This is a genomic window from Flavobacterium algicola (assembly GCF_022399565.1).
Classification (GTDB): Bacteria; Bacteroidota; Bacteroidia; order Flavobacteriales; family Flavobacteriaceae; genus Flavobacterium; species Flavobacterium algicola.
On record NZ_JAJTUT010000002.1, the window covers coordinates 673,197 to 699,505 of the forward strand.

The 26,309-nt window shown below is 33.6% G+C and carries 22 protein-coding genes; 11 read left to right on the forward strand and 11 right to left on the reverse strand.

Features of this window, described 5'->3' with window-relative positions; genetic code table 11:
- Positions 1 to 60: 60 nt before the first annotated feature.
- The 7 genes from LXH21_RS09540 to LXH21_RS09570 form a co-directional block, all read right to left on the reverse strand.
- On the reverse strand, positions 61 to 804 hold the full coding sequence (locus LXH21_RS09540) for a hypothetical protein (RefSeq protein WP_239865176.1): 744 nt from the start codon (positions 802 to 804) through the stop codon (positions 61 to 63).
- 85 nt (positions 805 to 889) lie between these two features.
- Positions 890 to 1,621 (reverse strand): LytR/AlgR family response regulator transcription factor, encoded by a 732-nt coding sequence (locus LXH21_RS09545; RefSeq protein WP_239865178.1) that lies wholly within the window; start codon positions 1,619 to 1,621, stop codon positions 890 to 892.
- A 3-nt stretch (positions 1,622 to 1,624) separates the two neighbouring features.
- Positions 1,625 to 2,659, reverse strand: coding sequence for a sensor histidine kinase (locus LXH21_RS09550; protein WP_239865180.1), 1,035 nt, complete (start codon positions 2,657 to 2,659; stop codon positions 1,625 to 1,627).
- A gap of 6 nt (positions 2,660 to 2,665) precedes the next feature.
- Positions 2,666 to 3,886: an ABC transporter permease gene (locus LXH21_RS09555; protein ID WP_239865183.1), complete on the reverse strand. Its 1,221-nt coding sequence runs from the start codon at positions 3,884 to 3,886 to the stop codon at positions 2,666 to 2,668.
- Between the two features lie 2 nt (positions 3,887 to 3,888).
- Entirely contained in the window at positions 3,889 to 4,632 is a 744-nt protein-coding gene (locus tag LXH21_RS09560; RefSeq protein ID WP_239865185.1) for an ABC transporter ATP-binding protein, read from the reverse strand.
- A 7-nt stretch (positions 4,633 to 4,639) separates the two neighbouring features.
- On the reverse strand, positions 4,640 to 5,836 hold the full coding sequence (locus LXH21_RS09565; RefSeq protein ID WP_239865187.1) for an efflux RND transporter periplasmic adaptor subunit: 1,197 nt from the start codon (positions 5,834 to 5,836) through the stop codon (positions 4,640 to 4,642).
- A 10-nt stretch (positions 5,837 to 5,846) separates the two neighbouring features.
- Positions 5,847 to 7,172, reverse strand: coding sequence for a TolC family protein (locus tag LXH21_RS09570; RefSeq protein ID WP_239865188.1), 1,326 nt, complete (start codon positions 7,170 to 7,172; stop codon positions 5,847 to 5,849).
- A 266-nt stretch (positions 7,173 to 7,438) separates the two neighbouring features.
- Between LXH21_RS09570 and hxpB the strand changes: the two genes are divergently transcribed.
- The 5 genes from hxpB (at position 7,439) to LXH21_RS09595 (ending at position 12,366) form a co-directional block, all read left to right on the forward strand.
- On the forward strand, positions 7,439 to 8,089 hold the full coding sequence (gene hxpB, locus LXH21_RS09575) for a hexitol phosphatase HxpB (protein WP_239865190.1): 651 nt from the start codon (positions 7,439 to 7,441) through the stop codon (positions 8,087 to 8,089).
- 210 nt (positions 8,090 to 8,299) lie between these two features.
- Positions 8,300 to 8,797, forward strand: coding sequence for a nuclear transport factor 2 family protein (locus LXH21_RS09580; RefSeq protein WP_239865193.1), 498 nt, complete (start codon positions 8,300 to 8,302; stop codon positions 8,795 to 8,797).
- Positions 8,769 to 9,212, forward strand: a complete 444-nt coding sequence (locus LXH21_RS09585) for a DinB family protein (RefSeq protein ID WP_239865201.1) — start codon at positions 8,769 to 8,771, stop codon at positions 9,210 to 9,212. Before LXH21_RS09580 ends, LXH21_RS09585 begins: the two co-directional genes overlap by 29 nt.
- A 65-nt stretch (positions 9,213 to 9,277) precedes the next feature.
- The gene (locus tag LXH21_RS09590; protein WP_239865202.1) at positions 9,278 to 11,020 is read left to right on the forward strand and encodes an APC family permease; all 1,743 of its coding nucleotides are present in this window, start codon (positions 9,278 to 9,280) and stop codon (positions 11,018 to 11,020) included.
- A 176-nt stretch (positions 11,021 to 11,196) separates the two neighbouring features.
- Complete coding sequence (locus tag LXH21_RS09595) at positions 11,197 to 12,366, forward strand: MFS transporter (protein ID WP_239865204.1); 1,170 nt, start codon at positions 11,197 to 11,199, stop codon at positions 12,364 to 12,366.
- A gap of 65 nt (positions 12,367 to 12,431) precedes the next feature.
- Here LXH21_RS09595 and LXH21_RS09600 read toward each other — a convergent pair whose 3' ends face one another.
- Complete coding sequence (locus LXH21_RS09600; protein ID WP_239865214.1) at positions 12,432 to 13,202, reverse strand: sulfite exporter TauE/SafE family protein; 771 nt, start codon at positions 13,200 to 13,202, stop codon at positions 12,432 to 12,434.
- A gap of 109 nt (positions 13,203 to 13,311) precedes the next feature.
- Between LXH21_RS09600 and LXH21_RS09605 the strand changes: the two genes are divergently transcribed.
- Positions 13,312 to 13,833: a DUF7935 family protein gene (locus LXH21_RS09605; protein ID WP_239865217.1), complete on the forward strand. Its 522-nt coding sequence runs from the start codon at positions 13,312 to 13,314 to the stop codon at positions 13,831 to 13,833.
- A gap of 1 nt (position 13,834) precedes the next feature.
- Here the strand turns inward: LXH21_RS09605 and LXH21_RS09610 are convergent, their stop codons facing one another.
- Complete coding sequence (locus LXH21_RS09610) at positions 13,835 to 15,916, reverse strand: M1 family metallopeptidase (RefSeq protein WP_239865219.1); 2,082 nt, start codon at positions 15,914 to 15,916, stop codon at positions 13,835 to 13,837.
- Positions 15,917 to 16,139: 223 nt separating this feature from the next.
- Here LXH21_RS09610 and LXH21_RS09615 point away from each other — a divergent pair, with 223 nt between their 5' ends.
- Positions 16,140 to 16,868, forward strand: coding sequence for a Dph6-related ATP pyrophosphatase (locus tag LXH21_RS09615; protein WP_239865221.1), 729 nt, complete (start codon positions 16,140 to 16,142; stop codon positions 16,866 to 16,868).
- Between the two features lie 350 nt (positions 16,869 to 17,218).
- Positions 17,219 to 18,301: an alanine dehydrogenase gene (ald, locus tag LXH21_RS09620; protein ID WP_239865222.1), complete on the forward strand. Its 1,083-nt coding sequence runs from the start codon at positions 17,219 to 17,221 to the stop codon at positions 18,299 to 18,301.
- Positions 18,302 to 18,535: 234 nt separating this feature from the next.
- Here the strand turns inward: ald and LXH21_RS09625 are convergent, their stop codons facing one another.
- Positions 18,536 to 19,081 carry a DUF1697 domain-containing protein gene (locus LXH21_RS09625; RefSeq protein WP_239865224.1) on the reverse strand — a complete coding sequence of 182 codons (546 nt, stop codon included), beginning with the start codon at positions 19,079 to 19,081 and terminating at the stop codon, positions 18,536 to 18,538.
- 96 nt (positions 19,082 to 19,177) lie between these two features.
- Positions 19,178 to 19,621: a DUF2059 domain-containing protein gene (locus LXH21_RS09630; RefSeq protein WP_239865226.1), complete on the reverse strand. Its 444-nt coding sequence runs from the start codon at positions 19,619 to 19,621 to the stop codon at positions 19,178 to 19,180.
- 177 nt (positions 19,622 to 19,798) lie between these two features.
- Between LXH21_RS09630 and recG the strand changes: the two genes are divergently transcribed.
- The 3 genes from recG to LXH21_RS09645 all read left to right on the forward strand — a co-directional run bounded on the left by recG (position 19,799) and on the right by LXH21_RS09645 (position 26,305).
- A complete protein-coding gene (recG, locus tag LXH21_RS09635; protein WP_239865228.1) occupies positions 19,799 to 21,904 on the forward strand; it encodes an ATP-dependent DNA helicase RecG in 2,106 nt (701 codons plus the stop codon).
- A 184-nt stretch (positions 21,905 to 22,088) separates the two neighbouring features.
- Positions 22,089 to 23,147 carry an efflux RND transporter periplasmic adaptor subunit gene (locus tag LXH21_RS09640; protein ID WP_239865236.1) on the forward strand — a complete coding sequence of 353 codons (1,059 nt, stop codon included), beginning with the start codon at positions 22,089 to 22,091 and terminating at the stop codon, positions 23,145 to 23,147.
- A gap of 56 nt (positions 23,148 to 23,203) precedes the next feature.
- Entirely contained in the window at positions 23,204 to 26,305 is a 3,102-nt protein-coding gene (locus LXH21_RS09645; protein ID WP_239865238.1) for an efflux RND transporter permease subunit, read from the forward strand.
- The last annotated feature ends 4 nt before the right edge of the window (positions 26,306 to 26,309 follow it).

Sequence of the window (26,309 nt, forward strand, 5' to 3'; positions counted from 1 at the left end):
ATAGTAAGATGAGTCTAGTTTTAGGTTATTATTTTAAATCCAGAATAATATAGTTGGTGATTAATCTAACTCTGTTTTCAACTCTTGTATCAATATTTTGGTTTTACTACGAATATTTTTCGCATTGTTTAACTGTATCTGAGTTTGTAACAACCAATCTATAATAGAATTTTGATATTCTTTATTTGCCAACAATGCATTGTAATCAGATTTACTTCCTAAATCTTTTATACGTTGGTATTTCGTGTATGCTGGTAATTTGTCTGCCAATGATATGTGTTTTTCTATAGCAGGTTTTATTCGATTATTTACCAAGTTTTTAATTTTATCATTTTGTTCTTGAAACTTAATAATTTTATTAGGATACAAAATAATTAAATCTTTGAGCTCTGTAGATTCTATAAATTCAAATTTAGTTGTCCTTAGTATCGAATTGATAGAATTATCGAGTAAAATTACATCGGTATCAAATAAATTAATAATGGTGTCTTTTGCTCCTTGGGTTAATTCATTTGGCTGTTTACCCACATAATCTAAAGTTTTTTCTAAATAAGTTATTCTTTGAGGGTATTCGTCGATCAAGCCATTGAGTGTGCGTAAATTCGAATTTAGCTCCTCGTTTAAGTTGGCATAAATCTTTTTTTCTACGATATTATCCTTTCGAATATCATTTAAATTATTGATTTTCCAAGCAATCGAGATACCTATCGCAATAAGTACAATCTCGCCCAAAGCATAGGCCAAATAAGACTTGAATTTACTCAAGGCAATAAGTTTTCTTCTAAAACTACGAAATAATTTCATGTATGGGTTATCAGTTATATTGGGAAAGTAAAAATGATCGGCAATTAATTTTTAGTATTTATTAATATGATTACTAAAAACGCAACTAATTAAGAGAATTTGAATTGATGAAATCCGTAAAAGTTGCTTTGTACTGCTCAGATACCGTAATACGCTGATTATTAATCACTATTTGACTTCGTTCTACCAATTCAATACTTTTTAATGCTACGATAAAAGATCGATGTACGCGCATAAATTTAGATACCGGTAGTTCTTCTTCCAGTGATTTTAAGCTCATAATTGTCAAAATAGGTTTTGGATTGTCTTTTAACCATATCTTGATATAATCCTTTAATCCTTCAAAATACAAAACGTCATCCAATTTTATACGTAACTGTTTGTATTCTGATTTTACGAATAAAAAATCTTTTTCAGCACTTAGCATTGACTGCTCTTTACCCCTTACCAGTTCAAACCAATGATTTGCCTTATTTGCTGCAGTCAAAAATTCTGCATAATCAAAGGGTTTCAGTAAATAGTCTAAAGCTTCTACTTTAAAACCCTCTAAGGCATAATGATCAAAAGCAGTTGTAAAAATAATTCGCGTTTCTTTCGGCAACATCTTAGAAAATTCAATACCAGACAGATCGGGCATTTGTATGTCAAGAAATAGTAAATCAACCGGATTTGACATTAAGAACGCCATTGCTTCTATAGCGCTGTTAAATTTACCTTTAAGCGTGAGAAATGGTGTTTTTTCGACATAACTTTCGACCAAATTTATTGCCATCGGCTCATCATCGACAATTACACAACTTATCTTTAGATTACTCATAGTTTAGGTAGTTTCAATTTCTAAAGTTACTGAAAAACAATTGTTTTCTACACCTGTTTTAAAGTCATATTTATTAGGATAAAGCAATTCTAAGCGTTTTTCAAGATTAATTAAACCAATACCTGAACCACTTTTATCATCAGTTTGTTTAGGAAAATTGCTATTTTTTATAACTAGCAATACCTGTTTATTATTAGAGGTCATAGTTACATCTATAGCACTTTCTTTACTGGCAGAAACACCATGTTTGAAGGCATTTTCGATCAAAGAAATAAATAATAAAGGGGCAATTTGTATGCCTGTTTCTTGTAATGGAAATGAATAGTTGACTGTCGTTTTATCTGAAACTCTCAACTTCATTAAATCGATATATTTTTTCATAAAATCGATTTCTTTTGTAAGTGAAACTAGCTCTAAATTAGTTTCATACAACATATAACGCATCAATTTACTCAAACTATGAATCGTTTTTTTTGCTTGTTCTGGGGCACTATCAACTAGTGAGTAAATATTGTTAAGTGAATTGAAAAAGAAATGCGGTTGCAATTGGTAATGCAAATGTTGCAATTCCGATTCTAACTTCACATTGGCAGCTTCTTTGCGTTCCGCTTCGGTTTTAGCTAATCTTTTGGTAGTTTTTGCCGCAATTGAAAATAAAACTGATGCAATATAAGGAAGTATTTGCATGTATATGAACAACTTAAATGGTGGACCTCCTTCTCCTTCCTTTAAAATTTTCTTACGTACAAGTTCCTGAAAAAAAGTAATATCGCTTTGCTCCTTTAGATATACGAACAAAGCAATTAATAAAATATTGATAATGATAAACAAGCTTGTCTTTTTCGAAAATAAACATCGATCAATTAAAATGAAATAATTGGTATAAAACAGTATCGCATAAAAGGTTAACGGTACCCAAAAGTGTGCAATAATTCTATTGACACCTTCTTGTTGTGATGTCAATAGATAAGGCATACAAAAGAGAAATACCCAAATTAGTAAGTGCGAAAGAAGTGTTATTATTTGATTCTTTTTCATAATTATTTATTCGTAACGTAAAGCAGTTATTGGATCTAGAGCAGAAGCTTTTCGCGCGGGATACCATCCGAAGAAAATACCAGTTACCGCACATACTGCAAAAGAAATTATAATCGAATATGAGGTTACACTCGTGGGCCAATTTAAGAAATTTTCGATAAAGAAAGTTGCCGAAAGTCCTAAAGTTACGCCAAGGAATCCGCCTGTTAAACTAATCAGAATTGCTTCAATTAGAAACTGCATTAAAATATCAGACTCCTTCCCTCCTACGGCCAATCGCAAACCGATTTCTTTTGTACGCTCTTTTACAGATACATACATAATATTCATAATTCCGATTCCACCAATTAATAGCGATATACTAGCAACTGCTACTAATAATAATGTTAGCATTTCGCTTGTCGAACTAAATGTTGATATAAGTTCTTCCATCGACTTAACATTAAAATCATTCGCAGTGCTTTCTGTTAGTTTGTGCTGTGTGCGCATAATTTCGCTTACTTGAAGTACAGCTTCAGGTGCTTTTTCCTCATTTATAGACGAAGCCACAATTGATTCTAAAAAGTCAACCGCTAGAATTCTTTTTTGCACTGTTGTATAAGGTGCAATCACAATATCATCTTGATCTTGTCCAAAAGTATTTTCACCTTTTACTTCCAATACTCCAATGACTGTAAATGGAATATTGTTGAACCGAATCATTTGGCCTATTGGATCTTTACCGTCTGGAAATATATTATCTACAACCGTTTGTCCTATGACAGCTACCTTAGCAGCAGTTTGAACTTCGGCATCTGTAAACATGCTACCACTTTGCAATTCTGTAGTTTTGATTTTCAAATAATCGGGATTCACTCCATAAATTGAAGATGGCCAGTTGTTGGAACCGCTGATGACTTGACCACTACCATTCACTAAAGGAGAAATGTAAGTCAACAATGAAGCTTCTTCTTTTAGTGCGAGATAATCTGTAAGTTTTAGCGTTTCCATAGCACTACGTTCTTGTTTGACTCCCCCGCGCACATCACTTCCTGGCCTTACAGTTATCATATTGGATCCCATACTGGTTATGGTAGCGCGAATACTTTCTTTGGATCCTTCCCCTATCGCCAACATTGCAATTACAGAAGCTACACCTATTATAATACCTAGCATTGTCAACAGTGATCGCACTTTGTTAAGGATTATGGCTTTAAAAGCTATTCTTAATGGATTAAGTATTCTCATAATTAATGATTTTCTTTAGGTAAATTTGCTAGTTGTTCTGCGGCTGACTGAATTGCTTCATTTTTATAGTCGCTGATTACATTTCCATCTTTTAATACAATGGTTCTACTGCTAAATGTAGCAATGTCTGGCTCGTGGGTCACAAACGTAATCGTGATTCCTTGCTTATTCAATTCTTGAAACAAAGACATAATTTCGTATGACGTTCTAGTATCTAAGTTTCCTGTAGCTTCATCTGCCAAAATCATTACCGGATTGTTGACCAATGATCTCGCTATCGCTACACGTTGTTGTTGTCCTCCAGAGAGTTGTGAAGGTGTATGGTGCATTCTTTCTCCTAACCCCACCATTTTTAAAACTTTGATTGCGCGTTCTCGTCGTTCTTCACTTGATACTTTGCTGTTATATAACAATGGTAATTCGACATTTTCTATCGCTGAAGTTTTCGCCAGTAAATTATAAGACTGAAAAATGAATCCTATTTTTTCGTTTCGAATAGTAGCCAGCTCGTTCTTAGTTAAATCTTTAACCTTTACGCCATCAATTTCATAAATCCCAGAACTTGGCTGGTCCAAACAACCCAAGATATTTAGTAAGGTACTTTTTCCTGAACCACTCGAACCCATAATGGTAACAAATTCCCCTTGTTGAATGCCGAACGATATTCCTTTTAAAGCTTGAACTTTTTCAGTTCCCATCATAAATTCACGCTTCAAATCTTCTATTTTGATAATTTCTTTACTCATGATATACTTATTTTCTTCCACCTCCTGGTGGTTTTTGCATAAATGGACTTTCGCTAGTAGCTTGTTTTGATGCTTTTGCAGTAGTTTCTTTTAAACTATATACTAATTTTTCGCCTTTTTCAATACCACTTAGTATCTGAACGTTTACACCATCACTTGCTCCGAGAAGAACTGTTTTGGGAGTGATCGCACCATTTGCTGCAAGTACCCATAACGTCTTAGCATCTTCAGCTGGCGTAATTTTAGTATCGGTTAATTTATGTTGCAAATTGTAATTGGATAACAATTCACTCTCAGGTGTAAAATTCACTGCTTTCGCTTCAGCGGTTAAAATATCTTTTAATTCTAATGTATAAATTGAGATGGTAGCTGTTAAACCTGGTTTTAATTTCAAGTCAGGGTTATCTGCTTTAATTACAACAGTATAAGTAACTACATTTGAAGTAACAGTTGGGTCAAGTCGCACCTGAGTTACGACTCCGTTAAACACTTGACCTATATAAGCATCTACCGTAAACGTCACACGTTGACCTTCTTTTACATCACCAATATCGGCTTCATCGACATCTGCTTCAACTTGCATTTCTTTCAAATCTTGCGCTATAGTAAATAGTGTTGGAGTGCTTAAACTTGCAGCTACAGTTTGACCTTCGTCAATAGCTTTAGACAAAATCACACCATCTATAGGCGAATAAATATCGGCATAGCTCAAATTCGTTTTTGCCTTTTGCAAATCAGATAATCGCTGTGTTACCGTTCCTTTTGCCGTTTGATAGTTGTAGTTCGCTTCGTCATAATCAGATCTACTAATTACTTGATTGTCAAACAACGTTTTTTGTCTGTCGTAGATCGTTTTGGTATATGATCTTTGACTTACGGCGTTATCATAAGCCGCTTGCGCTTGAATCAACGATGCTTTTAAATTCGTTTTATCTAGCTCAGCAATCAACTGGCCTTCTTTTACAACACTATTATAGTCTACGTAGATTTTCTCTACAACTCCAGAAACTTGCGTCCCTACTTCTACCTGTGTAATGGGTTCAATCGTTCCTGTAGCAGTGACCATGGTAGTCACATTTTCGCTTTTTGCTAAAACCGTTTTGGCTTCGATGACAACAGTATCATCACCTTTCAAAAATAAGTACCCAATTACAACTAAGACAATTAGTACGATACTTGCTATGATTATTTTCTTTTTATTCATTTTTTCTGTATTAAAGTTTGATGTCGTTTCCTTGATAAAATTGTAATAATTGGTAGTATAATATTTTTAAATATTTTGCTTGTAGAAAGTTTTGTTCTGCATTGGTGTAGGTATTTTGACTTACGATTAAATCTGTAGTACTCAAAGCCCCAAGCTCATATTTTTTTTGTGCCAATTTGTAGGATTGCATTGCAGCTTCTCGCGATGCTGTAGCAGCCAGTACTTGCTCCTGAGAGGAAACAGCATTTTGATAAGCAGTTTCTACCTTCTTATAAACTTCTTTAACTGTCGTTTGTTTTTGTATCTCAGCTTTTTCTATATTGATTGAAGCCGTTTGAACAGCTGCATTTGTAATATTTCTATTAAAAATTGGAATACTAACAGACAATCCGATTTTTTGATTAAAATTCAGATTTAGTTGATCTGTAAAATTGCTATCAGTAATACTCGTATATCCAGAGCCTATGCTACCCGCAAGAGCAATTGTTGGTAAATAGCCTCCTTTTGCAATATCCAATTCCTTTTGATTCACCGCTATATTTGTATTACTAGCACCAATCTCTGGTAAAAAGCTTAAAGCTTTATTATAGATGGCCATTTTATCAAATTCAGAATGCATAAGCACAGTGCTTTCATCTGAAATTTCTAAATTTTCTGTTGGTGGCAACTCTAGTAATTGTTTTAATGTAATGATATACTGTTGGTAAGTATTTTTGGCCGTAATAAGATTGTATTTGTTTGTTGCCGCTTGACTTTGTGCTTCAGTATAATCGTTCAAGGCAATTGAACCTGCATCTAGACGTGACTTTGCACGTATAACTTCCTTTTCAGATGATGCCAAGTTACTTTCTGCAATAGCAATTCCTTCTTTACTGTAAAGAGTTTGTAAATAGGTTTGAAGCAAACTTATCACAATATCATTTTTTGCTTGCTCTTCTAAAAAGACATTTTGCTCAAATAACAATTTGCTTTGCTTAATGCGATTGTTTATCTGGTTTCCTTGAAACAACGTCATTGAACTGTTGATTCCAACGTTTGTACTGTAAATTTGATCTGTTACAAAATTGCTTGTTATGGGATCAATACTGTTACCATTTGCAAAATTCTGCGCCGCGCTCCCAAATAAATTTGGTAATCGCGATGACTGTACTTTGCTGTAGTCAACTTCTGCGATATCGGTGTTTAGAGACGCCTCTTTCACAGTTATATTGTTTTCTATTGCATATGTTATACAGTCTTGCAATGACCAAATTTTTGTTGCTGGTACTTTTAAAACTTCTTGAGCAAATGATAATTGCATATACAAGAAGCTTATGATGATTAAATATAGTTTCATTGTTAAAGTGTTTTTGATTAACACTTCAAAGGTGAAATAATACTATCATTTACTAAACTAAAATAGATTTTTGGGGCTATTTTACCCCTACAAACAATGATTCTATCGATGAGATTTTTATCGAAATAGTTGTTAGCTGAAATAATATGGATATTTTGGTCACTAAAAATGGATTATTACAAAACAATTAACTGTACTAAAAAAGCAAATCAGTAGTTTTGTATCTGAAGACAAATGAAAAATTAATATCTAAATACAGATTTAAATTGAAAAAAAACACCTTTATATTCGACATGGACGGCGTAATCATTGATTCGGAACCTATTTGGAGAAATGCTCAGATAAAAGTTCTAGCCAGTCAAAATGTAATTATCACAGCGGAAGACTGCATCAAATACACGATGGGAAAACGCATCGATGATGTAGCTTTAACTTGGTGTGAATTATTCAATCTTTCTTTAGATCCTAAAATCATTGAGAAGGAAATTATTAATTCGGTTGTAGTGCTTATCGGTGAGGAAGGTGAAGCAAAAGAAGGGCTGTTTGAACTGCTAGACTATTTGGTAGCCAGCAATTTCAAAATTGGACTTGGTACTTCATCTAGTATACCAATTATTAATGCTGTTTTTGACAAATTAAACATCAGGCATTACTTTAAAGTGGTGTGCAGTGCGGACAATGAAGACTACGGAAAACCGCATCCAGCCGTTTATTTGACAGTTGCTAAGAAGTTGGAAGTGAAACCTCAAGATTGCATCGTTCTTGAAGATAGTGTTACGGGAATGATAGCGGGCAAATCGGCAGGTATGACAACAATTGTGATTCCAGAAAATCAAAATGATCCTAGATTCTCACTGGCAGACGCTATTTTTGGTACAATGATAGAGGTAATTGATTATTTACAAACTGAAAAATAGGTTGGATTTTATTCGAATAATAACATGATTTAGTGTTGGTTATCTTGCGAAAACAACTGAATTTTCTTTCGAAAGTAAAGTTGGCTACTATTGTCCATTTCGACACAAAAATCAAGAATAGTATTTCAAGGATAAAGTAAAAATAACAATGTCGCAAAACTGTTAAGATATCGAAATATTTTACTATTTTTACTAGAAGAACCACTATAAATGACAGCAAACGAAGATAATATCCATAAGTTTTATTCCGCTTTTTCCAAATCAGATACAGCTACAATGTTTAAGTTATACGCACCAAATGTGCGCTTTATGGATCCTATTTTTGGATCGCTTACAGGGAATGATGTGTTTTGTATGTGGTCAATGCTAATTGATAAAGGCAAAGGGAAAATGCATATTGAGGTCACTGATATTAGAGCAGATGAATTTATGGGTTCTGCAAAATGGACTGCGACTTATCAATATAGTGCAGCTAATAGGAAGGTGGTCAACGTAGTTAATGCTAACTTTCAATTTAAAGATGGTCTCATTATTAAACATACTGATGAATTCGATATTTGGAAATGGTCTCGACAAGCATTGGGACTTTCTGGTGCACTTATGGGCTGGACCGGCTTCATGCAGCAAAAAATTCAAGAAAAAGCCTTACTATCATTACTAAACTACAAACTACATCAAGGTGATAAAAAGCATACTATTACTGTTTAATAATAATTTAGCAGTACTCAAGTCAGAAATTGAGTCGTATCAAAACGAAAGCTGTATTTGGATTACCAGTGATAACATTGCTAATTCTGCTGGAAATTTAACCTTACACATATTGGGCAACTTAAACACCTATATTGGTGGCATTTTGGGTAATTCTGGTTATGTTCGTAATCGAGAATTAGAATTTTCCACCAAATATATTCCGACTGATAAATTGCTTGAAATGATTGATTCGACTGTAATTATAATCAATCAAACATTGAATAGCTTAGATCTAACAACTCTACAAGAAGAATTTCCCATCTTAGTTTTAAAAGAGAAAACGTCTACAGAATATTTGTTGATTCATTTAACCACACACCTCACCTACCATTTAGGACAGATTAATTACCACCGAAGATTGTTGGATATTTAATAATTTATTATTGGGAAATAATTAACAAACGAGTATCTTGCGCCTGTTTAAATAAAAAATTGATAATGAAAAAAGTAATGCACAAGAAATTAAATGAACTTCAAGCCACTGCTATTTGTGGAAATGATATTAGTTCTTCTTGCTTATACGTATCGGCGCTTACTATAATGTATGCAGGTCAATATGCGTGGATTTCTCTATTATTTGTGGCGGTAGTGTTATTCTTGTTTAGAAAAATATACGGGGAAGTTGTTGGCGCTCTACCTTTAAATGGTGGTGCATATAACGTACTTCTTAATACATCTTCAAAAAGATTAGCTTCTATTGCAGCTACTTTAACGGTACTGTCTTATATGGCTACGGCAGTAATATCTGCTTCAGAAGGAATGCATTATTTGCATAATATTGCTCCTGGCATAAATATCACCATTGCAACGATTATTATTTTACTAATTTTTACAGGATTGGCCATTATCGGAATTGGTGAATCTGCAATCGTAGCGGTAGTTATTTTTATAACCCATTTGAGTACACTAACATTACTGGTTATCGCTTCTGTATTTTTTATATTTATGAACGGTTTTGATGTTTTTGAAATGAATTGGAGCTTACCCATCAACTCTGGAACAATAATGAATGCTTTGTTTTTAGGATTTTCGGCAGCTATGTTGGGAATCTCAGGTTTTGAAAGTTCTGCAAATTTTGTCGAAGAGCAAGAAGTGGGTGTTTTTCCAAAAACATTACGTAATATGTGGGCAATCGTTAGTTTCTTTAACCCTGTAATAGCCTTGCTACTTATTTGTATAATTCCGCTAGCGCAAGTTGGAGACCATCAAGAATCTCTTTTAGCGCACTTAGGAGCTACTACAGGTGGATCATGGTTGGCCTATTTGATATCAATTGATGCTGTATTAGTACTGTGTGGTGCGGTATTAACATCATTTGTTGGGGTTTCAGGATTATTAAGTCGTATGACTTTGGACAGAATTTTACCAAACTACTTCTTAAAACAAAACAGTAGAGGATCAAATTACCGAATAATTATTAGCTTTCTTATCCTTTGTATTTCTGTATTACTGGTTACCAAAGGAGATATTGTTGCACTTGCGGGTGTCTATACATTCTCATTTTTGGCGGTAATGGGGTTATTCGGAATAGGAAATTTATTATTGAAGTTTAAAAGAAGAAAATTACCGAGACCAGAAAGAGCCCGCGGTATCGCTGTAGTGATTGCGGTAGCGTTAATTATCACGGCATTTGTTGGTAATATTAAACTTAATGTAAGTTCTTTTTATACGTTTCTGCAGTATTTGGTACCAGCTTTTGGATTTGTTGCAATAATGCTTAATCGTACATTGTTAATTCGTCTTCTTATCGAAGCGTTGGAATATTTTTACCAACCTTTACGCAAAATGGTCATTTTTAGTAATCGTTATTTACATAAAATGAATTTAAAGATAGAGTCACAAGAATTTGTATTTTTCACCAAAGGTGATGATGTAGCAATTATAAATAAAGTGATGCAGTATGTTCAAAATAATGAATCAACAAAAAAATTGAAAATTGTAAATATTAATAAAGACCATGAAAATAACGATTTACTAATTTCTGATTTAAAAGTTTTAGACAGAGCTTATCCAGATATTGATATCGAATTCATTGAATTAGACGGTGTGTTTGGTCCAGAGATTATAGACACCTTATCAAACCGTTGGAACATACCAAAAAACTTTATGTTTATTGGTTCTCCAGGTGATCGTTTCTCTTATAGAGTTTCTGAACTCGGTGGAGTTCGTTTAATAATGTAATTATTAGTTCACAAATTATATAGTGCCGCAGCTCAAATTCTTCAAATTTGAACTGCGGCATTTTTACCTTCTTAACAACAGAACTTTCTTGGTTATACTTAAATTAGATAATTTAAAATTATACCTACCAAGATGTCAGGTTTACAATTCGCAACGACTAAAGAATAAATTTATCAATGAAAAAAATATTAATTATAATCGTCTTAGCTCAATTTCTCTGCACTTCTCTCTGGTTTGCTGGAAACGCCATATTACCCGAACTAATTCAACAATTGGGGGTATCAAATGATTTTTTAGCGCATAGTACAAGTGCAATACAGCTTGGATTTATTTTAGGAACTTTAATTTATGCATTATTAGCAATAGCAGATCGATTCTCTCCTTCATTAGTATTTTTTATAAGTGCTCTTCTAGCTGCTATTTTTAATCTTGGTGTTAATTTACCAGGTCTTACTCCTGCACTTTTACTTTCTGTTCGTTTTTTAACTGGATTTTTCCTTGCAGGAATATATCCAATAGGTATAAAAATTGCTGCAGATTATTACCAAGAAGGTTTGGGAAAATCATTAGGATATTTAGTGGGTGCTCTGGTATTAGGTACCGCTTTTCCTCATTTCATAAAAAGTTTTACACTTGATTTACCTTGGCAATATGTTGCATATGCTACCTCCCTATTTTCAGTTATAGGTGGGCTGTTATTATATATTTTAGTTCCTGACGGTCCCTTTCGATCTAAAGGAACTTCTTTCACATTAACAACAATATTTGATGCATTTGAAAATAAAGAATTAACTGCAGCTGCAATTGGTTATTTTGGTCATATGTGGGAGTTGTATGCTTTTTGGACATTTGTCCCGTTAATGATACAGAATTACTATAAAAATCATCCCGAATTTAACGCTAATTTTTCTTTATTAAGTTTTTATATAATTGCCATCGGTAGCATAGCTTGCATTTTGAGTGGCTATTTTTCGAAGAAAGTTGGAACGAAAAAACTATCAAAAATTATATTAACAGTTTCAGCTATTTGTTGCCTTTTATCCCCTCTATTTTTAGAAATCGGTTCTGAAATTCTATTTCTTACCTTTTTATTCTTTTGGTCCTTTGCCGTAATTGCAGATTCGCCACTTTTTTCGACTCTTATTGCACAAGAAGCACCGCAAGATAGTAAAGGGTCGATCATCACGATTGTAAATTCTGTAGGTTTTCTTGTGACTATCGTAAGTATTCAGTTAATTAGTTATTTCGTTACAGCTAATAACGCTGTGTATCTCTTTATGGTATTGGCTGTCGGCCCAGTGATTGGTTTGTTTTACCTCAATAAAAAAAGCATCCAACACTCTTAAAGTTTTGGATGCTAAGTAGGGTAATTATTTAATATGATCATAGCACATTTTGAGAGTACTAACGGTTATTTATTCCAAAACACATCATAGGCAAAACGAATCAAAGTTCCGACTACAACTATTAAAAAAAAGATTCTGATAAAACCATTTCCTTTATTTATTGCTAATTTGGCGCCCAACCATCCGCCTAATGCATTGCAAGCCGCCATTGGTAGCGCGATTACCCAAATGATTTTACCCTTAATCATAAATAGGACTATTGAACCGAAATTGGTTGCTAGATTTACCATTTTGGCATTTGCTGAAGCTTGTAAAAAATCAAATCCCATCAAAGCTATAAAGGCAACTACAAAAAAACTACCCGTACCAGGCCCAATAAAACCATCATACATGCCAACAATAAAACTAATTAGTGCAGCATTTATAAGTTGCTGACGCTTTGTTAAATTCTTCTCTATATGTTGTCCGAAATTTTTCTTTGCATAAGTATATATTGCTAGCAGTGATAATATAAAAAGAAGTAAAGGTTTCATAAAGTCATTGCTCATATAGGTCAATAGTGCTGACCCAGCAAACGCTGATGGAATCGCAATAATCATCATCATAAATAGCAAACGCCAATTCATTGTCACTTTTTTCAAGTATTGAAAAGCGGCAAATGAAGTGCCAGAAAATGCGGGGATTTTTAATGTCCCTATTACTGTAGAAACAGGTAAATTTGGTAATAAAATTAATCCAGCAGGGGTTTGAATGAGACCACCACCACCAACTATAGCATCGATAAAACCCGCTATAAATGCGGCGAAGCATAGCAGAGCAATTATATAATTTTCCATTACAGTTTATTTGATTAAATAAGTTTTCAAAAATAACGTTTCAAAATTGATATAGCTAGATATATTCTATTCAAAAAAGTATATTTTTGTATTTAAACCTATCACTACAATGGACGCTACTTTTTTGCCGACACTACTTTCATATACTATACCCTCATTGATAACAGGAGCTGTTGCTTACTATTTATTCGATGCTCATTTTAAAGATCAACAAAATACGCGACATTGGCTACTTCAAAAGGAGAGTCAACCAGCAATCTTACCTTTACGCCTGCAAGCATATGAGCGAATGGTTTTATTTGCAGAACGCATCAATCCCACACAATTATTAGTTCGAGTAGCACCTATATCTACCGACAAAGTTGATTATCAAAATTATATAATTGCACAAATTGAACAAGAATTTGAGCACAATTTGACGCAACAAATTTATATTTCGGCAAAATGCTGGTCGATCTTATTGACAGCCAAAAATGCAACTATACAAATGATTCGACTTGCTGCTCAAAAAAGTCAAGTAATTGATGCAGATACGCTACGTGCTTATGTTTTGAACGATTTGCTAGATAAACCTACCCCTAGCGCAACCGCTATTGCGTTTATAAAAAATGAAGTAAGTGAAATGTGGTAGACTAAAGCTCTTTTAAGAGTCTAGTCAATTGAAACTTTTCTGCTTCATTTAATGCTGGTAAAATATGCTCAAAGGAAGTTTTCATTGCTTCTTCTTTGAGCATTTTTCGTATTGTATCTCTTCCAAATTTAGAAAATTGCCACATATGATGTGTGGTAGCTTTAACCAAATTGATAAGCACTTCATCATTTATAATCTTAAAACTTATTAATTTTTCTAATGCATTTTGTCTCGTAATGGCTTCGAATTGAGGACTGGAATATTGAATTAATTCATCAACTAATGGTTTTTTATCTTGAATATAATCAGAAGTAGATAATGCTAAAGACAACCATAGTGTACGTAAATTGTAATCATTAAAACCCATCCAATCCTTACTTTGCTCTAAGTAATTAATGCGTTCGGCTGGAAAATTTCTCCAAAGATTGAAGAGCGCTAGCTCTTGCATTTGATACGATTTATCATTGAGTAATGACTCGTACTGAGTGCGAAATTCTTCAGTTATTTTTGGCGTTAAGGCAGCAGTATATTGTCGTAATTCTAAATCATTTGTACTCATTGCAGCCTCAAATAGCGCTTGTTTATTTGACCAACTTTCTATTTTTAGTTGATTAATTATGGCTTTTTTTACCACTATCGAAACATCTGCAATTAAAATTTTTCTAAAAAAATCTTCCTTTCTAGATAAGCTATCCAATTTCATTTCATCTACTTGAAATAAAAGTTGGATCATTTTATTTTTAAGTAATAAGTCATTGGCTTGTTGTGTATTAAAAACATAGTCTTCAAGCCATACTTTACTAAAAAGTTGTAGGTCATAATCTGATACCTTTCTAATTTCTGTAAAGAAATCTTCTGTGGTTACGTTTTGAAATTGATGCTTTTTTAAATATGATTGTACTGCTTTATCAAATGCTTTCTCACCAATAGCATTTTCCAGTACAAAGAGTGCCCATGCTCCTTTTTGATAAAAACTTAAAGAACTTGCCTTTTCATTCAAAATCGGAATAGTATCAGTGCGTGATGCATATTTTATTTGCTGTGCTGATTCGTACATTTTGCCATAAAAATAATCCTCTCCTTTTAATTCTTTTTCAGCCAAAAGAGCGTAGTAAGTAGCAAAACCTTCTTGCAGCCAATGATGTTTCCCGCTTTCTGCAGTTATCAAATCTCCAAACCATTGATGTGCTAGTTCGTGAGCGTTGACATTGGTATAACTCCTATCTGCAAAGCCAACTGTATCCACAACGTAGCGACTTGAGAAAATAGTTGCTGATGTATTCTCCATACCTGCATAAAGGAAATCTCTAACTGGAATTTGACGGTATACTTTCCAAGGGTACTTCACTCCTATTTTACTTTCGAGAAAGTAAAAAATTTTCTTAGAATCTCGGTAAGTAGTTTCGAATTTTGCACTGTCTAGTTTCTCAAGATACATTTCCATGGGAATATTGGATTTTGACACATCCTTATATATTTTGTACTCACCAATTCCTAGCATTAATAGATAAGAACTCATAGGTTTCTGCATTTCATAAGTCCAAACCGTCTCTGATAAACCTTGCTTTTTTGACTCTAAAACACCATTCGAAGCTACTTCATATTTTTTATCGAAAGAAACTTCTATATTAAAAATTACTTTTTCATTTACATCATCAAAACTTGGGTACCAATTGCTTGTATAACGACCTTGCCCTTGTGTCCATATTTGCGAGGGAATTTGAGAGTCTCCTCCTGCTACAAAATCTCCAACAAAATACAAAGCTTGTTTTGGGACAGCTTTGTAATTAAACCTCAATTTATAATTACCTCTCTTAAAAGATGAAATTAATTGTAGTGCTTTAGAAGTGTTTTTAGTGGTTATTGCTTTACCATTTAAAGTGACATCTTCAAAACTCATATTGACTGCATCAATAATAATAGTATCAACTGCCTTTAAAACTTTAAATTCGTAAACTACTTCACCAGAAATTGACTTTTCTTGTGTATTGAGCATTAACTTACCACAAGACCTTATAAAGTCTACATTTTTAACTTGTTGTCCAATGGCTATGTAGGAGAGCAATAAGAATAAATATTTCATGTATATATATAATTTTCTATCTGTCAAAGTTACAAAAGGTTTGCTTATTACACCCTAGTCTGCATCTCCTTTTACAATCAGTTAGCGGCTATTGTATTGGCATTACTAATAATATGATGTATCTGTTAATTAGATTACCAATTTATCTTATACCTATATAATGTTTACAATAAATTTTAAACTTTTGTAAGTTTACAATTCACTAATTATAATTAAGATAGTATTGAAAACAAAAGCATTGTTTAATTGGAGCAGCGGGAAAGATTCTGCCATAGCATTATACAAAATACTTCAGAACCCTGAAATTGAGATCAGTTGTTTATTGACTAGTGTTAACAAACAATTTCAACGTATCTCTATGCATGGCGTGAGGGTAGAATTACTTCAGCAACAAGCGAAGAGTATTGGTATACCTCTAGAGATAATGACGGTTCCAGAAATGCCTACTATGGAGGTGTATGAGTCAGTAATGAAGGAAACTTTGCTGAAATTAAAAGAAAACGGAATTACACATTCTATTTTTGGAGATATTTTTCTAGAAGATTTGCGTAGCTATCGCGAAGAAAAATTGGCATCCTTGAATATGACGGCATTGTTCCCGTTATGGAAAAGAGATACAAATGATTTAATTAATGAATTTTTATCTTTAGGGTTTAAAACCATTGTCGTTTGCGTTAACGAAAAATATCTCGATAAAAGTTTTGTGGGTCGCATAATAGACCACGATTTCATCAACGATCTGCCAGAAAATGTAGATGCCTGCGGCGAAAACGGCGAGTTTCACACCTTTACTTTCGATGGTCCAATCTTTTCAACACCAGTAAACTTCAAAATTGGTGAAATCGTTTATAGAAAATATGAAAAGCCTACAGCACAGAAAGCATCTAATACTGCATGCAACACAGATGATTCAGCGTTTGAATTTGGGTTCTGGTATTGCGATTTAGAGTAATGGCGATTGCGGTTAATTTAGATATACCTCATTCAATAAATTGGTTAAAACTCACAAAATATTTACAAAAAGTAATGTTTTAGGCAAATTATTCGTGAATAGTAATATTGATAAAAAAAATGTAAAAAGAAAAAAAAATGGCTATTTTGATTGATATCATCAACACTTTTATATCAAACGTATTTTTAACGTTATTAAATGTAAAACTTGCTGTAAGTAGACGTTTTATTAGAATACATTATTCTTAAAAAAAGTTATTTCCGTTTCATATTTTTTGTACATTTATCAACGCATCGGCTATTAAGTTGATTTTATTTCACAAAACAATTAACAATTAAAACAATCATTTTATGATAGTAGGAGTTCCAAAAGAGATTAAAAATAATGAAAATCGTGTAGGTATGACACCAGCGGGTGTCTTTGAGATGGTAAAGAATAACCATACTGTTTATATTCAGCATACTGCTGGTTTAGGTAGTGGTTTTACCGATCAAGATTTCATTGATGTTGGTGCGCTAATACTTCCTAGTATTGAAGAGGTTTATGCAATAAGTGATATGATTGTAAAAGTCAAAGAGCCTATTGAGTCAGAATATTCCCTTATAAAATCAAATCAAGTAATATTTACTTATTTCCATTTTGCAGGTAGTGAAGCCTTAACGAGAGCAATGTTGAAAAGTAACGCTATTTGTATTGCTTATGAGACAGTTGAAGATCCAGATGGAAGCCTACCATTATTGACTCCTATGTCAGAAGTTGCAGGTAGAATGTCAATTCAAGAAGGAGCCAAATATCTTGAGAAAACGTATGGTGGATTGGGTATCTTATTAGGTGGAGTTCCTGGAGTTCCTCCTGCAAAAGTATTGATTCTTGGTGCAGGTGTCGTAGGTATGCAAGCAGCTAGAAAAGCTTCAGGATTAGGCGCTCACGTTACTATCATGGATGTGAACATGAAACGTTTACGTTATATTAATGATATTATGGCAAACAATGTTACAACTGAATTTTCTAATGAATACAACATTCGTAAAAACATTCAAACTCATGATTTAATCATTGGTGGTGTATTATTAAAAGGAGCAAGAGCACCAAAATTAATTTCTAGAGATATGTTAAAAGACATGCGTCCTGGAACGGTTATGGTAGATGTAGCTGTTGATCAAGGTGGTTGTTTTGAAACTACAAGAGCAACAACACACCAAGATCCTATTTATATTATTGATGATGTAGTACATTATTGTGTAGCCAACATGCCTGGTGCAGTTCCACATACTTCTACATTAGCATTAACCAATGTAACTTTGTCTTATGCACTGCAAATAGCAAACAAAGGATGGAAAAATGCTTGTGATGCAAATCCTGGATTAGCATTAGGATTAAATATAGTAAACGGAGAATGCGTTTACCCTGGAATAATGGAAGGTTTTGAATAAATTTAAGTTCCTTTTTACAAAAAGAATAGCAACTTTTTGGGCGTGACCTTCAAAATCTCAAAGCATCGGGATTTTGAAGGTCGGGCTATCCGCTACAAGTCCTCAAAAAGTGCTGCTATCGCGGCACTTTTTTGCGGGCTTTTCACTTCTATCCCTCACGCGGAAACAACAAAATTTGTAACTATCAATAACGCTCTAATTGACTTGCGACTGCAAAAAGAGTGCTATTTGTAATTAACGCTCTTCATACATCTTTAGTAATTGCGTAACGGTATTCCAATTACGAATTGTGGCAGATACATTTAATTTTTTCTCAATATACTTTTGATCAAAACGAGTTTTACCAGCTCCTACTGCATATTTTATAAAAATGCGATTGTCATCAATGCGCGCTTCGTCGGGTTTAAATTGACTTATTCGCAAATCATTAATACTGTCTGGTCTCAAATTTGCAGAGATAAAGGCAACATATAATTTTTTTGTATCTGCATCCTTTTCTTTCAAAAATTCATTATTGGTAAAACAAGCTTGCAAATCGGATTTATTTATTATTATAATAGGCACTTCGTGACCAAATACTTTAAAAATTCCCTGTTTAATAAGAAATCCTACTTTTGGTCCGTTCTCTTCTTCAGAATCAATAAAAACGTTTCCCGATTGAATATAAGTCACTACGTTTTTAAACCCAACAGCTTCTAGACAACTTTTTAAAGCCTCCATTTTTATCATGTTGTGGCCCGATACATTTATTCCTCTAAGTAAAGCTAAGTGAGTAGTCATTTTTATTTATTTTGTAGCAAAGGTATTGTCTTTTTATCAAAACTCATAAATACAATGGTCTTCTTTCGATTAGTGTTGCTTTAATTAAAGTCGATTTTACTCTTTTAATAATTTTTTATCTTTTAATCTTTTATAAATTTTAAATGATAATTGACTTCCCCATTGTCTCCCTGCTTCCATAGATTGACTTACGACAATTGGCAGTGTAGAAATTACTTTTTGACCCAAAGTAGTTTTATAAAATGCAATTAAACCATTAATTTCTGCTTCTGAATAATTGTCATCATAAATTGGAACAATTAATTCTATCAAATTTTCAGCATTAAATTCTTTTTCAGATTCCTCCCAAAATTCTTCAGGAACGTCGGGTTGACTCTTTCGCATCGAATTCATAACCGCTTGTCCAACTTGTATGCCCATTTTGGCAGAACCCGTGAGGTTCAACAGTTCATGAATTGCAGCTGTCTTAGACTCTGAGGTTTGTGCAAAACTAAATGTGACTGTTGTAAGTAGAAATAGTGCAAATAATTTAGCTTTCATAATTGGTAGTTTCTATTAATAATTCAATCAAACTTACCATTTATATGGTTAATTAACAACTGATCTATTTTTAAAATACCCATTAAAAAACTATCTTCGTTTCCTTAATTATTAAATTCGGATTGCTTTTTAAATTGATAAACCTTGATTTTAAAAGTGATTCTTATAAATTGCTAAATGAACAACCTTCTACTCACTCCTATCGAATACCTAAAAGGCGTTGGTCCTAGTAGAGGTGAACTATTTAAGAAGGAATTGGGTATTTATAAATACAGTGACTTAATAAATTTATACCCCAATCGCTACATTGATCGTACACGATATTACAAAATCAATGAATTGCAAAACACTACTGCCGAAGTACAAATCATTGGAAAAATAGTTCATATAAAAACTGTAGAATTCGGTAAAAACAAGAAAAGATTAGTAGCTAATTTTATCGATGATACAGGCCAAATGGAGCTCGTTTGGTTTCAAGGTCAAAAGTGGATTAAGGAATCATTGAAGCTAAACGAGGTGGTAGTTATCTTTGGGAAATGCACTTCATTTAATGGCCAATTCAATATGGCGCATCCAGAGATTGAATTGCTTAGTGAACATCAACAAAGCTTGCGCTCTGCTATGCAACCGGTCTATCCGTCTACGGAAAAATTAGCCAATCGTGGTATTACCAATCGCGTAGTAAATAAATTAATGCAACAACTTTTTATCGAGTCACAAGCTTTATTTACAGAGACTTTACCCGATTACTTAATTAAAGAATTGAAGTTAATATCAAAAAGAGAAGCTTTATTTAATATCCATTTTCCAAAAAGTACAGATGTATTAGCGCTAGCAGAATTTCGATTAAAATTTGAAGAGTTGTTCTATATTCAGATTCAATTAATTCTAAAAAATTTAATTCAGAAGCATAAAATAAAAGGCCATCCTTTTACCAAAGTTGGCGATATGTTTAATGATTTTTATCAAAATCATTTACCCTTTAGCCTTACGGGTGCACAAAAGCGTGTGATAAAAGAAATACGTACCGACATGGGTAGCAATGCCCAAATGAATCGCTTACTTCAGGGCGACGTAGGATCTGGTAAAACAATTGTGGCTTTTATGAGCATCCTCCTTGCGATTGATAATGGTTTCCAAGCCTGTTTAATGGCTCCCACAGAAATTCTCGCCAATCAGCATTATATAGGACTTTCAGAACTGGCTTTGAAGCTAAATTTAAATATAAAAATTTTGACGGGTTCTACCAAGATCGCGGCTCGAAGAATTATTCATGAAGAGCTGGAAAACGGTAGTTTACAAATCATAATTGGTACCCATGCTTTATTAGAAGATAAAGTAAAATTTCAAAATTTAGGTCTCGCAGTTATAGATGAGCAGCACCGTTTTGGAGTAGAACAACGAGCACGTTTGTGGCGTAAAAATACAATTCCGCCTCACATACTGGTTATGACTGCCACTCCTATTCCACGTACGCTGGCCATGAGCTTGTACGGCGATTTGGATATTTCTGTGATCGACGAATTACCGCCAGGTAGAAAACCTATTCAAACTGTACATCGATTTGATAGTAATCGTCTAAAAGTTTGGAAATTTTTAAGGGATGAAATTGCTTTGGGACGTCAAATCTACATAGTTTATCCTTTAATTCAAGAGTCTGAAAAAATGGATTATAAAGATTTAATGGATGGTTACGAAAGTATCTCTCGTGACTTTCCATTACCCCACTATTCAATTTCTATGTTGCACGGTAAGATGAAACCTGCCGAAAAAGATGCTGAAATGAAACGTTTCTCAGATGGAAAAACCAATATTATGGTTGCTACTACTGTTATTGAGGTCGGCGTAAATGTACCCAACGCTAGTGTGATGATTATAGAAAGCGCTGAGCGTTTTGGCCTTTCGCAGTTGCATCAGTTACGAGGACGTGTGGGGCGTGGTGCCGAACAAAGTTACTGCATCTTAATGACTAGTCATAAAATGAGCTCGGATAGCAAAATTCGCATGGAAACGATGGTTGGTACAAATGATGGTTTTGAAATTGCTGAAGTAGATTTGAAACTCAGAGGTCCAGGAGATTTAATGGGAACGCAACAAAGTGGTATTTTAAACCTACAAATTGCCGATATAGTTCGCGATAAAGATATCTTAGCAACAGCTCGAAATTATGCACAAAAGTTAATTACCGAAGATAAATCTCTTGCAAAACCAGAACATCGAATTGTAAAAAGCATTTACTTCGAATTGACAAAAAAGAAAAACATCTGGAATTACATCAGTTAAATATATTATGAATTCAGTAATTGCATCTCTAGCCGCTCCCATTCATAAATGTTTTAAAAATTGTTAAATTTAAATTAAATTCATACCGCTACGAATCGACTAGCTTGAATTTGATTTATCTTGGTGCGTTAAATCAAAACTATTTGTTAATAAAAATTAGTATCCTAAATCCTTAGCGCTTTTTATGAAAACGAGAAAAATTATCTACCTACTCTTGATTATTGCATTTGGAGCATTTATTGCTTACCGAATAGTGGAAAACAGTAAAAATACGGATGCTGGAAATGATAAAGCAGGAAAAAAAGGACCTGTTAATGTAAGTGGTTTGATAATTAAACCTACAAACTTTGACAATGTCATTTCTCTATCAGGATCAATTGAAGCAGATGAGCAGGTTGAAATTCATTCAGAAGTATCTGGTATTGTAGAAAGTATCAATTTTCAAGAAGGTAGTACTGTTGCAAAAGGGCAATTACTTTTTAAAGTAAACGATTCTGAATTGAAGGCACAGTTAAGTCAAACAAATACAAAAGAGACTTTAGCTGGTGAGAATGAAAGAAGGGCTAAATTATTACTGCAAAAAGAAGCAATTAGTCAAGAAGAATATGATATCTCTAGAGCTGAATATGTATCTTCGAAAGCACAAAGTCAATTGATTAAGGCTCAAATTGCAAAAACGTATATCAGAGCTCCATTTTCTGGGAAAATTGGATTGAGATCCATCTCAGCCGGAACATATATTACTCCTTCTACAAAAGTTACAAACTTAGTCAATATTGAAAAACTCAAAATTACTTTTTCTATTCCAGAAAAATATGCATTGCAGATTAAAGACGCTACTGAATTTACATTTACAGTAGCCGGTTCAAAAGAAAAACATACTGCGAAAGTTTATGCAATAGAACCCGCAATATCAGTAGCTACTCGTACTTTGCAAGTTCGTGCAATCGCAGATAATAAAAAAGGCAATCTACTAGCTGGAACATTTGCAGATGTAGCATTACCATTGGCCATTCTTGAAGATGCAATTGTTATTCCTACAGAAGCTATTATTCCTATAGAGAACGGCAAAAAAGTGTTCATTTCTAATTTGGGAAAAGCCAAAGAAATTTTGGTCGAAACTGCAACTAGAACTGATAATTCTGTTCTTGTACTCTCAGGATTAAAGGCAGGTGACACGCTGATTACAAGCGGTATTATGGCACTGAAAGATAAGGCTGCCGTTAAAGTGAAGGTAAAATAGATTTTATATTTACTTCGATGTTAAATTTTAAGTACTAAGAAAAATCTAAAATTTCAATGAGTTTATCAACCACAAGTATCAAAAGGCCAGTTTTAACCATAGTTCTGAATCTTCTAATTTTATTATTCGGTTTTTTGGGTTTTAGTTTTTTAGGTGTTAGAGAATTTCCATCGATTGATCCTGCGCAGGTTTCTATAAAAACAAGTTATACGGGAGCCAACGCTGATATTATTGAATCGCAGATTACGGAACCATTAGAAAAGGCTGTCAATGCTATAGACGGAATTCGAAATATAACCTCCTCTAGTAATCAAGGTGTCAGTAATATTACGATCGAATTTAACTTAGATAAAAATTTAGAGGAAGCTGCAAACGATGTTCGTGACAAAGTTTCGCAAGCGATTAGAAATTTACCGAATGATATTGATGCTCCGCCTGTGGTATCAAAAGCTGATGCAGATAGTGATTACATAATCTCGATGACTGTAAAAAGTGATAGCCGCAACCAACTAGAATTGAGTGATTTTGCCGAAAATGTTATTTCCCAACGATTAGAAACCATCCCAGGTGTTAGTGCTGTTCAAATTTTGGGTCAAAAGAGATATGCCATGCGTTTGTGGATTGACCCTGTAAAATTAGCAGCTTATGGTCTAACAGTCGCGGAAGTTCGGACAGCCTTAAATGCTCAAAACGTCGAATTACCATCTGGAAAATTGACAGGTAAAAATACAGAACTTACTGTAAAAACGATCGGTAATTTATCTACTGCACAAGAATTTAATAATATAATAATCCGCACAGATGGAGACAAAATTGTACGATTTAGCGATGTAGGAACGGCAGAATTAGGACCAGAAAATATAGAAAGCGGATTGACATCTTCAGGGCTTCCTATGATTGGTGTTGCTATTATCCCAATGCCTGGAGCCAATTATTTAGATATTTCTGAAGAATTTTATAAGAAATACGATGCATTAAAAAAAGATTTACCAAAAGATATTGAATTAAATATTGCGCTAGACAATACTATTTTTGTTAAGCAGTCTGTACTTGAAGTGGTAGAGACATTAGCCATTTCAATTGTTCTCGTTATTATAATAATTTATTTGTTCTTTAGAGACTGGGCAATTGCATTTAGACCTTTAATTGATATTCCAGTTTCCCTAATTGCTACATTTTTTATCATGTGGCTTTTTGGATTTTCGATAAATGTTCTAACACTTTTAGCAATTGTTTTGGCGACAGGATTAGTAGTTGATGACGGAATCGTCGTTACTGAAAATATTTACAAAAAAGTTGAGGAAGGTATGTCACCAATTGAAGCGGCTACAAAAGGTTCAAATGAGATATTTTTTGCTGTCATCTCGATTTCAATTACCCTCGCGGCTGTTTTTTTACCAGTTATTTTCTTAGAAGGTTTTGTTGGACGGCTTTTTAGAGAATTCGGTGTAGTAATTGGTTCTGCTGTTTTAATTTCAGCCTTTGTATCATTGACTTTAACCCCCATGTTAAATGCTTATTTAATGAAAGGTGGAGTTCAAAAAAAATCAAAATTTTATATTAAAACAGAACCATTTTTCGAAAAGTTAAATAGCGAATATGCTGCATCCTTATCGCGCTTTATGAAAAATAAGTGGCTTAGTTTTCCTATTTTGATAGCGTGTTTTGGAATTATATATTTATTCTACACAATATTACCAAAAGAGACTGCACCTTATGATGACCGCAGTTCTATTACGATGCGTATGACTACACCAGAAGGTTCTACTTACGAATATACCAATCGTTTCATGCAAGAAATATCTAATTTAGTAGATGATTCCATTCCTGAAAAAAATGTGAGTTTAGTACTTACTGCACCTAATTCTGGAGGAGCTGCATCCAATTCTGGTTTTATTAGACTTTCACTTAATAAACCAGGAGAAAGAGAAAGATCTCAAGATGAAATTGCTACGAAACTTTCTCAACTGACAAAAAAATATCCTGATGCCAAAACTTCTGTTTTACAACAGCCAACAATTTCAGTAACTAAGCGAAGTAGCTTACCAATACAATATATTATTCAGGCTCCTACTTTTGAAGAACTTCGAGATAAGATTCCATTATTCATGGAAGAAGTTGGTAAAAGCGATGTTTTTTCCCTTACTGATGTTAATTTAAAATTTAACAAACCAGAATTGAATGTAAACATTGATCGCGATAAAGCCGAAAGTTTAGGTATATCAATAATTGATATTGCTGAAACTTTGCAATTGTCACTTAGTGGCCAACGTTTTGGGTATTTTATGAAAAATGGCAAGCAGTACCAAGTAATTGGTCAATTTGATGAGCAGGATCGGTCAAAACCACTGGATTTAACTTCAATGTACGTAAAAAGTAAACAAGGCGAGTTAATTCAGATGGACAATATCGTTCAAGTAGAAGAACAAAGCAATCCTCCACAATTATATCATAACGATCGCTTTATGTCTGCAACAGTTTCGGCTGCACTAGCTCCAGGTCAGAGCATCAGTGATGGAATTAGAACTATGAATGAAATAAAAGCAAAAGTACTTGATGATACTTTTACTACAGATTTAGGAGGCGAATCGAGAGATTTTATAGAAAGTAGTTCTAACACCTCTTTTGCATTTGGTCTGGCGTTATTATTAATATTTTTAATTTTAGCCGCTCAGTTCGAAAGTTTTATAGATCCTTTTATTATTATCTTGACTGTTCCGATGGCTGTAGCTGGAGCTTTATTTTCACTATGGTTATTTGGCCAAACTTGGAATATATTTAGCCAGATTGGAACGGTAATGCTAATTGGTTTGGTTACCAAAAATGGGATTCTAATTGTTGAATTTGCTAACCAACTTCGAGAACAAGGAAAACCAAAATACGAAGCAATTATGGAAGCTTCTGAAGCACGTTTACGACCGATTTTAATGACAAGTTTGGCAATTGCATTGGGAGCTTTGCCAATTGCGATGTCGCTTGGAGCAGCTTCTACTAGTAGAATTGGAATGGGAGTCGTAATTGTGGGAGGAACTATTTTCTCATTGGCACTGACTTTGTTCGTAATACCAGCTATTTATTTTATGTGGTCTAAAACGAGAAAACATCATCCAGAGTTTGATCATATTGAAGAGTATGAACAAGAAATTAAAAAGCATTAATTAA

What these genes read in the sequence shown, in the direction of transcription:
- ald (WP_239865222.1), top strand. Translation starts at nt 17,219, where the DNA reads ATGATAGTAGGAGTTCCAAAAGAGATTAAAAATAATGAAAATCGTGTA.
- LXH21_RS09580 (WP_239865193.1), top strand. Translation starts at nt 8,300, where the DNA reads ATGACAGCAAACGAAGATAATATCCATAAGTTTTATTCCGCTTTTTCC.
- LXH21_RS09560 (WP_239865185.1), bottom strand. Translation starts at nt 4,632, where the DNA reads ATGAGTAAAGAAATTATCAAAATAGAAGATTTGAAGCGTGAATTTATG.
- LXH21_RS09570 (WP_239865188.1), bottom strand. Translation starts at nt 7,172, where the DNA reads ATGAAACTATATTTAATCATCATAAGCTTCTTGTATATGCAATTATCA.
- LXH21_RS09610 (WP_239865219.1), bottom strand. Translation starts at nt 15,916, where the DNA reads ATGAAATATTTATTCTTATTGCTCTCCTACATAGCCATTGGACAACAA.
- LXH21_RS09545 (WP_239865178.1), bottom strand. Translation starts at nt 1,621, where the DNA reads ATGAGTAATCTAAAGATAAGTTGTGTAATTGTCGATGATGAGCCGATG.
- LXH21_RS09555 (WP_239865183.1), bottom strand. Translation starts at nt 3,886, where the DNA reads ATGAGAATACTTAATCCATTAAGAATAGCTTTTAAAGCCATAATCCTT.
- LXH21_RS09540 (WP_239865176.1), bottom strand. Translation starts at nt 804, where the DNA reads ATGAAATTATTTCGTAGTTTTAGAAGAAAACTTATTGCCTTGAGTAAA.
- LXH21_RS09595 (WP_239865204.1), top strand. Translation starts at nt 11,197, where the DNA reads ATGAAAAAAATATTAATTATAATCGTCTTAGCTCAATTTCTCTGCACT.
- LXH21_RS09645 (WP_239865238.1), top strand. Translation starts at nt 23,204, where the DNA reads ATGAGTTTATCAACCACAAGTATCAAAAGGCCAGTTTTAACCATAGTT.
- recG (WP_239865228.1), top strand. Translation starts at nt 19,799, where the DNA reads ATGAACAACCTTCTACTCACTCCTATCGAATACCTAAAAGGCGTTGGT.
- LXH21_RS09625 (WP_239865224.1), bottom strand. Translation starts at nt 19,081, where the DNA reads ATGACTACTCACTTAGCTTTACTTAGAGGAATAAATGTATCGGGCCAC.
- LXH21_RS09550 (WP_239865180.1), bottom strand. Translation starts at nt 2,659, where the DNA reads ATGAAAAAGAATCAAATAATAACACTTCTTTCGCACTTACTAATTTGG.
- LXH21_RS09565 (WP_239865187.1), bottom strand. Translation starts at nt 5,836, where the DNA reads ATGAATAAAAAGAAAATAATCATAGCAAGTATCGTACTAATTGTCTTA.
- LXH21_RS09630 (WP_239865226.1), bottom strand. Translation starts at nt 19,621, where the DNA reads ATGAAAGCTAAATTATTTGCACTATTTCTACTTACAACAGTCACATTT.
- LXH21_RS09590 (WP_239865202.1), top strand. Translation starts at nt 9,278, where the DNA reads ATGAAAAAAGTAATGCACAAGAAATTAAATGAACTTCAAGCCACTGCT.
- LXH21_RS09600 (WP_239865214.1), bottom strand. Translation starts at nt 13,202, where the DNA reads ATGGAAAATTATATAATTGCTCTGCTATGCTTCGCCGCATTTATAGCG.
- LXH21_RS09640 (WP_239865236.1), top strand. Translation starts at nt 22,089, where the DNA reads ATGAAAACGAGAAAAATTATCTACCTACTCTTGATTATTGCATTTGGA.
- LXH21_RS09605 (WP_239865217.1), top strand. Translation starts at nt 13,312, where the DNA reads ATGGACGCTACTTTTTTGCCGACACTACTTTCATATACTATACCCTCA.